The following is a 2384-nucleotide window of genomic DNA, read 5'->3' as shown; positions in this document are numbered from 1 at the left end:
GGCGACATGACCCCGGCCAACCAGCCGCCGGTGGCGCTGTGCCGTGACGTGACGGTGAACGCCGACGTGTACTGCACGGGCAGCGCGAGCGTGAACAACGGCAGCTACGACCCGGACAACGGGCCGTCGCCGCTGTCCATCAGCGAGGTGCCCTACACGTCGCTGCCCCTGGGCACGCACCCCGTCACGCTGACGGCCTCGGATGGTGAGGCGAGCGCCCAGTGCGTGGGCAACGTCACCGTGGTGGACAACACGAAGCCGGCCGTCAGCTGCCCGGCCTCGCAGGTGCTCGAGACGTGCTCGCCCGCGGGCGCCCCGGCCACCTTCGCGGCCTCGGCCACCGACAACTGCGGCCCGGCCGCCGTCTCCTGCTCGCACGCCTCGGGCTCCACCTTCCCGGTGGGCGAGACGCCCGTCACCTGCGGCGCCACGGACGCCTCCGGCAACACGGCCTCCTGCGGCTTCTCCGTCACGGTGACCGGCGACACCACGCCTCCAGTGCTCAGCTGCCCGACCGCCCCGGTGGTCGTGAACGCGTGCAGCGCGGGTGGCTCCACGGCCACCTTCTCGGTCTCGGCCACGGACAACTGCGGCCCGGTGTCCGTCAACTGCTCGCATCCCTCGGGCTCCGAGTTCCCGGCGGGCAACACCACGGTGAGCTGCTCGGCCACGGATGGCTTCGGCAACACGTCCTCGTGCAGCTTCTCCGTCCAGGTGAGCGGCGGCAGCCCCTCCACGCCGCCCACCCCGGGCGCCGAGCGGGGCACGGAGCTCTGGTCTCCCAACCACAAGTACGAGTACCTGCCCCTGCTCCTCTCCGAGTGCGCGGCGCCCGCGACGGATTCCTGCGGCAAGCCCCTGCCCCTGGAGAAGTACGGCCGCATCCTCCGTGTCACCTCGGACGAGGTGGAGGACGCCAACGGCAACGGTGACGGCCGCACCTGCGATGACATGGTCATCGTGAGCCCCACGTCCGTGCAGCTGCGCTCCGAGCGCGAGGGCACGGGTGATGGCCGCGTCTACACCCTGCACTACGTCGTCACGAACGACGCCGGCGTCTCCGCCCAGAGCAGCTGCCGCGTCTACGTGCCGCACGACCAGTCTGGCCGCACGGTGGTGGACAGCGGCGTGAAGTTCTGCGTCGGCGAGGGTTGCCCGCCCGGTACCACCGAGGGCAGCGCGCTCTGCAAGTAGTCCCTATCGGGTGAAGTTCGAGTGAAGTCGCGTGGGGCCCGGGACCGGCAGTCGGTTCCGGGCCCTTCGCATTGGGACGGCGTCGGGTCACGTCGTTCCATCTGCGGGGTTCTCGCACCTGCGGCGCCAGCACGGCTCAGTTGCTACACCTGGGTGGAACAAGTCTGTCATTGCCATCATTTGGCGTTGGCAATCAGAAGGCACACATCTGCCTTCACGGTCTTTTCTGCTTAACGGGAATCGATAGCAACCGCTACATTGGTTGAGCTTGTCTGGTTGGTAGTGAAACCGGGTCATGCCCGAAAGCGGAGGAGAGAGTCCGAATGAAACTCAAACGCAACACCCAGGTTCCTTCGGAGTGGCGGGGGCTGGGGCGTGGGAGGCTCTTCGTCGCGCTGGTGGTGCTGGCTACGGGGGGAGCTTGCAACACGTCAGCGTCGAAGGAGCAGTCCAAGGCTCGCGATTCAGGGAAGCTGGCGGAGCGGTGCGAGGTGAAGCCTCCGTTCACGGCCAACTTCGAGCCGGAGCTGCAGTGGGAGTGGACGGGTAGCCCGGTCCTCCCCGCGCACAAGCAGGTGATGATGCAGCCGGTGGTGGTGGACGTGAACCGGGACGGCACTCCGGACATCGTCTTCAGCACCTTCGACGGTGACTTCTACAACGAGGCCTACAAGGAAGGCCGGGATGGCAACGCCGACGGCGTGCTTCGCGCCGTGAGCGGCAGCACCGGGGCGGAGCTGTGGAGCGTGGAGGATTCCGCCTACCGCGTGAAGCCGGCCGCGAGCATCGCCGCCGGTGACATCGACGGTGACGGCGCCGTGGAGATCTGCGGCATCCCCGAGAGCGGCCGCGGCATCATCTGCTTCGAGAACGATGGCGCCTTCAAGTTCCGGACGGAGCCGGACGCCAATGACTACAGCGAGTGGGGCGGCCTCTCGCTGGCGGACCTGGATGGCGATGGCGCCGTGGAGATCCTGGACGGCAACCGCGTCTACAGCAACACGGGCACACTCAAGTGGGTGGGCTCGGACGGCATGGGCGGAGCGCTGTTCACCGGCCCCGTGTCCTTCGCGGTGGACATCGACCAGGATGGCAAGCTGGAGGTGGTCAACGGCCGCTCCGTGTACCGGCACGATGGAACGCTCAAGTGTGCCAACACGGAGATTCCCCATGGCTTCGCGGCCGTGGCC

2 protein-coding genes are annotated in these 2384 nt (G+C 68.0%); both read left to right on the top strand.

Features of this window, described 5'->3' with window-relative positions; genetic code table 11:
* The coding region (locus Q664_RS06900) for an HYR domain-containing protein (protein WP_043391209.1) at nucleotides 1-1194 on the top strand (1194 nt) is incomplete at its 5' end.
* A 323-nt stretch (nucleotides 1195-1517) separates the two neighbouring features.
* Nucleotides 1518-2384: FG-GAP repeat domain-containing protein (locus tag Q664_RS06895; protein ID WP_043391205.1), on the top strand; the 867-nt coding region annotated here is incomplete at its 3' end.

This window comes from Archangium violaceum Cb vi76 (assembly GCF_000733295.1).
Classification (GTDB): domain Bacteria; phylum Myxococcota; class Myxococcia; order Myxococcales; family Myxococcaceae; genus Archangium; species Archangium violaceum.
This window is presented reverse-complemented; position numbering and strand designations above follow the sequence as displayed.